Source organism: Kaarinaea lacus, assembly GCF_975902315.1.
In genome coordinates this window covers 1-6,696 of sequence record NZ_CDLKIE010000227.1, presented here as the reverse complement: position 1 = coordinate 6,696, position 6,696 = coordinate 1, and the positions used below count along the sequence as shown (strand labels likewise).

At 44.9% G+C, this 6,696-nt stretch carries 8 protein-coding genes and 1 other RNA gene; 1 reads left to right on the top strand and 8 read right to left on the bottom strand.

Going from position 1 to position 6,696, the window contains the following annotated elements:
- The coding region (locus ACWVCM_RS06775) for a hypothetical protein (RefSeq protein WP_455200969.1) at window positions 1-182 on the top strand (182 nt) is incomplete at its 5' end.
- Window positions 183-292: 110 nt separating this feature from the next.
- Here the strand turns inward: ACWVCM_RS06775 and ACWVCM_RS06770 are convergent.
- From ACWVCM_RS06770 to ACWVCM_RS06735, 8 genes are all read right to left on the bottom strand, one after another.
- A complete protein-coding gene (locus tag ACWVCM_RS06770) occupies window positions 293-1,243 on the bottom strand; it encodes a tetratricopeptide repeat protein (RefSeq protein WP_455200968.1) in 951 nt (316 codons plus the stop codon).
- Between the two features lie 374 nt (window positions 1,244-1,617).
- Entirely contained in the window at window positions 1,618-2,064 is a 447-nt protein-coding gene (locus ACWVCM_RS06765) for a DUF1249 domain-containing protein (RefSeq protein WP_455200967.1), read from the bottom strand.
- Window positions 2,065-2,090: 26 nt separating this feature from the next.
- Window positions 2,091-2,810: an RNA polymerase sigma factor FliA gene (locus ACWVCM_RS06760; RefSeq protein ID WP_455200966.1), complete on the bottom strand. Its 720-nt coding sequence runs from the start codon at window positions 2,808-2,810 to the stop codon at window positions 2,091-2,093.
- A 380-nt stretch (window positions 2,811-3,190) separates the two neighbouring features.
- The gene (gene recR / locus ACWVCM_RS06755) at window positions 3,191-3,787 is read right to left on the bottom strand and encodes a recombination mediator RecR (protein ID WP_455200965.1); all 597 of its coding nucleotides are present in this window, start codon (window positions 3,785-3,787) and stop codon (window positions 3,191-3,193) included.
- A 15-nt stretch (window positions 3,788-3,802) separates the two neighbouring features.
- Window positions 3,803-4,129 carry a YbaB/EbfC family nucleoid-associated protein gene (locus tag ACWVCM_RS06750; protein ID WP_455200964.1) on the bottom strand — a complete coding sequence of 109 codons (327 nt, stop codon included), beginning with the start codon at window positions 4,127-4,129 and terminating at the stop codon, window positions 3,803-3,805.
- A gap of 78 nt (window positions 4,130-4,207) precedes the next feature.
- A complete protein-coding gene (gene dnaX / locus ACWVCM_RS06745; RefSeq protein ID WP_455200963.1) occupies window positions 4,208-5,989 on the bottom strand; it encodes a DNA polymerase III subunit gamma/tau in 1,782 nt (593 codons plus the stop codon).
- Between the two features lie 103 nt (window positions 5,990-6,092).
- Window positions 6,093-6,189: signal recognition particle sRNA small type (gene ffs, locus ACWVCM_RS06740), an RNA gene on the bottom strand.
- A gap of 300 nt (window positions 6,190-6,489) precedes the next feature.
- A partial coding sequence (locus ACWVCM_RS06735; protein ID WP_455200962.1) for a hypothetical protein occupies window positions 6,490-6,696 on the bottom strand: 207 nt, incomplete at its 5' end.

Sequence of the window (6,696 nt, the reverse complement as noted above, 5' to 3'; positions counted from 1 at the left end):
CTATGACGATAACGAGTGAAAAACAATACCTGAAGCAATACATTAATACTTTAATGGATGTTTCGCTGGTGAGATCGTGTGAACAGCTGTTGAGTAAATGGCGTTTCTTCCATGCGCCGATCATGTATTTACTTTTACTTTGCTCGCTGGCCCATGTCTGGGCAGTACATGCCTATTCGTAACAGTTTTCCACCGCCGCAAAAAAATACCCTTTCCTTCATGGTGAAGGGAAGGGTGTTTTTTCTAATCCACAGATTGCTAACTGGTTAATCGTGTTTTACTTGCGACTGTATTACTTGCGATTGAAAGTTAAGCTGCGTAATTTGTTTTTCTTGCATTTAACCTGTTTATTGTTTTCAACGGCACAGGCCAGTTTGTGTTCCGCATCCTGCCAGCCCAGCTTCACAGGCACTTTACCACCTGATTCAACGAATTCCGGATCGGTCACTTTAATATCTACAACATTGTTGCGATAGGAGACTTTGAAATCACCGCTCTCCTTGATGCTGTAGACAACAGCTTTAGTGGTGTAACTGATATCCGCCATTCCAATATTGCGGGTTACTTCCTTGGAAATACACTCAATGGTCCTACCCTTGTCTTTGCAATTCGTCAGCTTGGATGGCAAATATTCCGCGGGTTTATTTTTCTTGGCCCAGCCGCCAGCCAGCAATACCTTTTTGATATCAGGTTTAGCTTTCATCTTAGGTTCCGGGTTGCGAGTCATCGCGACTTTTTGGCGCTTCAAACGCTTTTTACGCTCAATTTCGGCCAGTAATTGTTGTTCTTCCATCTTCAGCGCGGCTTTTACTTCGATAACGCGTTCTTCAGCAACCGCGTATCCACCTTTTGATGCGCGGGTGTACCAGCGCAGTGCCTTGTCCATATTTTCTGGTACGCCTTTTCCTTTTTCGTACATGGTTCCCAGGAAGTAGTAAGCTCGCACATTGTTGTGTTCAGCTGCTACATTGAGCCATTTCAGGGCTTTGTCATAGTTTTTTGATACGCCTTTGCCCCGTAAATAGCTGAATCCGACTTTATAGGCTGCTTTGTCGTTGCCTTGTTTGGCGGCTTTTACATACCAGTCAAATGCTTTGCTGGTGTCTTTCGCTACACCATTGCCTTTTTCATACATGCCACCGATATCATATTGAGCTTCCGCGTCACCCGCTTGAGCTTTGGGCATGGCCTGCTTGAATTTCTCCTGCCAGACATAGTCGTCTTGATAGGCAAGGGTAGACATCGGCAATAAAACGCAAATTAATAAAACAAGATTCCTTAACATCATCCTCTACGCCTTTTGTTGATTATTACTAATTGGTTCTGCTTTAGAAAATTATCGGTATGAAATTGTAAATTCTTTAACCAATTCACATTTTTAAGGGGAAAAAACCGATATGGCGACTGTGGATCCATAACTTTATGATGCTAATACAGAAAATCTTAATTACTTATTATGGTTGTGGATATATTTTCCAGGATAGTGGATTTGTTTTTACCAAACACTTCGGAATTCACTATAAAAACAATTAATCAAAGCAACATTTAACATGTTTCGATGGAGCACGTTTGACGAGGAACTGGAAGACAGGGTGGACAGGGTAATAGTTGCGCGAATTAGGCGTTAATAGGTACTTCACTCGGCTGGAAAGCGCAGCGAGTCTTCAAACAATAATCTAACCATTCACCCAGGAACCGATTGATTTGCTGTTTTTCATTTTTCTGGTACATATTCGGGTTCGGGTATGAATAGCGAGAATGAAAATGCTTGTGATGCTGGAAATTTACCACCTCGGCAACTCGGGCATCGTGGTAGCAGCGTACCGTAAGATGAATCTGGGGTAACCACTTTTGTTCGCCAACATAACTGATGTTAAAGGAGAACATCGTAGTGTAGGGAGTGATTTCCAGAATTTTTATTTCTACGCGATGGGCGGGTGTGCGTGCCCAGATGATGGCATCGCTGTGCATGGATTGAATAAAAGGAATTACGCGACGTATCTTGACATAATTGCCTTCATGCACAAAAGTGAGATTTTTTGGATGTCGTATGAATTTGCCCATGGATATTAAAGTATCATTTTTTGGGGCTAGGCGTCATCCTTAATCCATTCTTCCATTCTGGCGCGTAAACGCAGGTGAGCTTGACTTAATAATTGACTTATGCGTGATTCGCTGACGTTGAGTACTGAACCGATTTCACGCAAATTCAGTTCCGATTCATAATACAGCGCAACAATCATTTTTTCACGTTCTGGCAATGACGCAATTGCTTCTGTCAGCTTTTCATTAAAATTGTGTTTTTCCAGTTCTTCCTGTAAACCGGGTTTCTGGTCGCTTACCGTGCTGCGAATGGCGTCTTCATCGATGCCCAAATCATCCCAGCTCATCACCTTATGTGATGATATATTTTGCAGTGTTTTGTAATATTCGTCTTTAGAGATATTCAGAGACTTGATAACTTCCTCATCACGGGCATCTCGACCTACACGATTTTCAATTTCACGTATCGCTTCAGTTATGTCACGAACTTTACGGTGAACCGATTTGGGTGCCCAGTCATTGCGACGCAATTCATCAAGCATGGCTCCGCGAATACGGATACCGGCGTAGGTTTCAAAACTTGCGCCCTGTTCGGAATCATACTTTCGCGATGCTTCAAGTAGTCCGACCATGCCAGCCTGTAATAAATCATCAACAATGACAGTTGCAGGTAAGCGCGCTTTTAAGTGATAAGCAATTCGCTTAACTAGCGGTGCATATTGAGTTACTAGTTCGTCGTGCACACGTGCATGTAAATTATCGTACATTTCAGTTCCTTACGCCCCAGAGATTGGTATAACCATCATTGTTAATGAACGAAACCTAAACAGTTGAATGCTATTCGGCGCTGTATAGCAAACCTTTAGCACGCTTGTCGTAATTAATAGACCGAGAAGTTGTGAGTGCAGACGGTTATTGTTGATTATGGGTGACTTACTCAATTTACCTGCTAGTAATTTTGTGACGCAGTTCACAAAACGACGTTATGTTTGGGTTTAGAAGGCTAGTAAATATAATAAGCAGCATAATTTATCAAATACTTAGCTGCTTTTGTTGATTTATTGCTGTAGCGATTGCCAGGTAGGAAAACGAGCTGTAAAAACCGGGGAGGGTAATTAATGAAATGATATTTGGATATAAGGTGTCGTTATAATTCTCTTCTGCCACTGAATGCATGTGATAGTGTTCCGCCGTCAACATACTCTAACTCTCCACCAACAGGAACACCGTGAGCGATGCGTGTGGGTTTGATTCCGCAAGCTTTGACGATCTCGCTAATATAATGAGCGGTTGCTTCACCTTCGACGGTCGGATTAGTGGCAAGAATTACTTCTTCAATTGCGCCTTCCTTGATGCGTTTTTCTAGTATATCAAGCCCAATTTCAGTGGGACCGATGCCGTCGAGGGGAGATAAATGTCCCATCAACACAAAGTAAAGACCATTATAGTCAGTGGCCTGTTCGATAGCATTGACATCAGCAGGTGTCTCGACAATGCAAAGTTTGCCCTGGTCTCGTTTAACATTGCTGCATATATTGCATATCGTGGCTTCGGTCAGGGTGCGACAGGATTGACAATGTCCGATATTCTCAACGGCTTCCAGGAGCGTATGGGCTAATTGTTTGGCCGCATCGCGATTGTGTTCGAGTAAGTGAAAGGCCATACGTTGCGCAGACTTGGGGCCAACTCCGGGCAAGCAGCGCAAGTCCTCAATAAGGCGATTGATAAGTGGACTAAATTGCACTGGGTATTATTCGCCTTAGAATGGGAGTTTAAAATCGCCGGGGATCGGCAAACCTTGCGTCATTGAAGACATGGTTTCTTTGGATTTCTTTTCAATGCTTCGCACGGCATCATTGACAGCCGCTGCAATTAGATCTTCCAGCATGTCCTTGTCGTCACTCAATAAGCTGTCATCGATACTTACCTTAGTAACATCATGTCTGCCATTCATTACGACACTAACCAGTCCGCCGCCGGATTGGCCGGTAAATTGTGTATTTGCCAATTCTTCCTGGGCTTTTTGCATATTGGCCTGCATTTCCTGGGCTTGCTTCATTAATTTTCCAAGGCCGCCTTTCATCATCTGTTCCTCTATTTCGTTAGTTTATCGATTGCTCGCGTGTCGCTTATTATACCTTAGCTTCCGACGGATCGTCCCGAATTAATCAACCGGACGGATCGATTTCGTGGATATTCGACCATCAAATGTCTCAACGATGGTCTTCACATTATTGTCAGTATAAATGTCATTTTCGGCTGCTGCCTGGCGATCACGAATTCGTTGTTGTTCCCGTAAGGACGGAGTGCCATCAACTTTGTCTTTAAAGTTGATGGTAAGCTTTAGTTTTTTACCGGTACTTGCTTCAAGGGCTTGCTGGAGAATTTCTTCCCTTTGTTTGCTGTGAAACTGCTTATGAGATTCAGACAATGCCAGCTCAATAAGTTCGTCCTGGCAATTTAATAATGCGCAGTTTTTAGCGAGTTGCAATGGAACACCGGTTAAAGACAGGTTTTCAATGAGTGATTCCCAGTCATTTTCATCGATGGGTAATGGCGTATAACGATCTTTCGGTGAACCTGTCGCTGCTGTGACTTCGATTTCGACGGCGGCTGGTTTGTTGTCTGAACCTTTGTTGTCTGAACCTTTGTTGCCGGGAATAGTGTTATTACCGTCCTTGCTGCTCAGTTTTTTTTTAGGCGATGTGGAGCCAAGTGTCTTACTGATTGCTTCAAGGTGCTGAGATTTTGTTTGTTGCGTTTGAGGTGGCGGTGTTTGAGCGCCTGCTTCCGGTGTTGATTGCGCAGGTTGCGCTGTTGTACGGGGCTTTGCTGCTATTGGTTTTTGCTCAGCATTGCGAGTGACAGGTTGAAAAGCCAGCATACGCAGCATGACCATTTCAAACCCCAATTTTGAATTGGGTGCCAGGGGTAAGTCGCGCTTACCAAGCAAGCCGATTTGATAATAAAGCTGGGTGTCCTCAGCCGAGATGGACTCTGCCAGTTGTGTTGTTTGTGCTTTCTCGGGTGCCTGTTCGTCTATCGCGTCAGGTGCAATCTGGGTTAGTGCGATACGATGTAGCAGGCTTAATATTTCATTTAACACACTTTCGAAATCTGCTGAGTGTGATGCCAATTGTTCAATGTTACTTAATAAGTTTGCTGAATCACGATTGGCGAGGGCTTGCAGTAGTTCGAAAACGTGAGTTTTATCTACGGTACCCAGCATGGTGCGGACTTCAGTTTCCTTGAGTTCGCCGCCACCATAGGCAATGGCCTGGTCGAGTAAACTCAGGGCATCGCGCATACTGCCATCAGCGGCTTCCGCAATAAGTGTTATCGCAGTGTGCTCAAAGTTTAAATTTTCCTGGTGCAGGATTTTTTCCAGATGTTCCGCAATCAGATCTGGGGGCAGGCGCTTTAAATTAAACTGCAAACAGCGGGACAAAATAGTAACCGGCAGTTTTTGCGGGTCTGTGGTTGCTAACAGAAATTTCACATGCGGCGGTGGTTCTTCCAGCGTTTTCAATAACGCGTTAAAACTATGGGTCGACAGCATGTGAACTTCATCGATCAGGTAAACTTTATAACGCCCGCGCGTCGGTACATATTGCACGTTTTCCAGTAAATCACGGGTGTCTTCGACTTTGGTTTTGGATGCAGCATCGACTTCAATTAAATCAACAAACCGGCCTTCATTAATTTCCCTGCAGGCGCTACATTCGCCGCAGGGAGTCGCCGAAATTCCTTTTTCGCAGTTAAGTGATTTGGCGAGAATCCGAGCAATGGTGGTTTTTCCAACGCCTCGTGTGCCGGTAAACAAAAAGGCGTGGTGCAGGCGATCGCTTTCCAGCGCGTTAATTAACGCGCGTTGTACATGCTCCTGGCCCGCCAGTTCGCTAAAATTGCGTGGGCGCCATTTTCTTGCCAGTACTTGATAACTCATTAAACGGATGCGTATTGTTCGTTATATTTCAGATTTCAGGAAGTTGTATGATCGCACTGGCTCTGTCATTGGTGCAATAGCGATATGGCAATTGGGTGGTGACTCATACCAGCCACACCCCGGCACACGAAGCCACTGCTGCCGCTGCTCCCTTCCGGGCCTGACGGGGTTCACAGTTTCTCGTTGCGAGGGGACCGATATGAGGCACCATTGAACCGTTGATTCATAATGTTTTTTTTAGGATTATGCCGCCGGCGTTGCTGCCCAATGGGCAAAATTCACTGTGGTCGGCGCCGATACAATCCTGCCATTGCACCAGGAGCTTCGTTTACCAGGGTAAATCCGAGGTTTCCTTTCATAATGATTGTCAGAGGGCCCGTTTTGGCCTCTGGTGGGCAATTGGCGGTGGCAAGGATAACACAAAGCAATTTGTCCTGACTATTCACGATATGGAGTGCCGCTGCAATTTTTTATCGCTTCGGTTGAAGCGGGATTCTCTGTCACTGACGGGTATTTTCCAGGCTCTTGAGGGATTCTAGCAGCGCTTTTTTGTTGTCATCATAGCTAAAAATCCGGTTGTGCGTGCCTTCCAGGACTATTAATTCCTTCGGCATTTTTGCTGCCGCCATGAGTGTTTTGGCGTGGTACGTCTCGATGATTTCATCGTCTTTACTGTACATGAGCACAAGGGGGATTGGCGATATTTG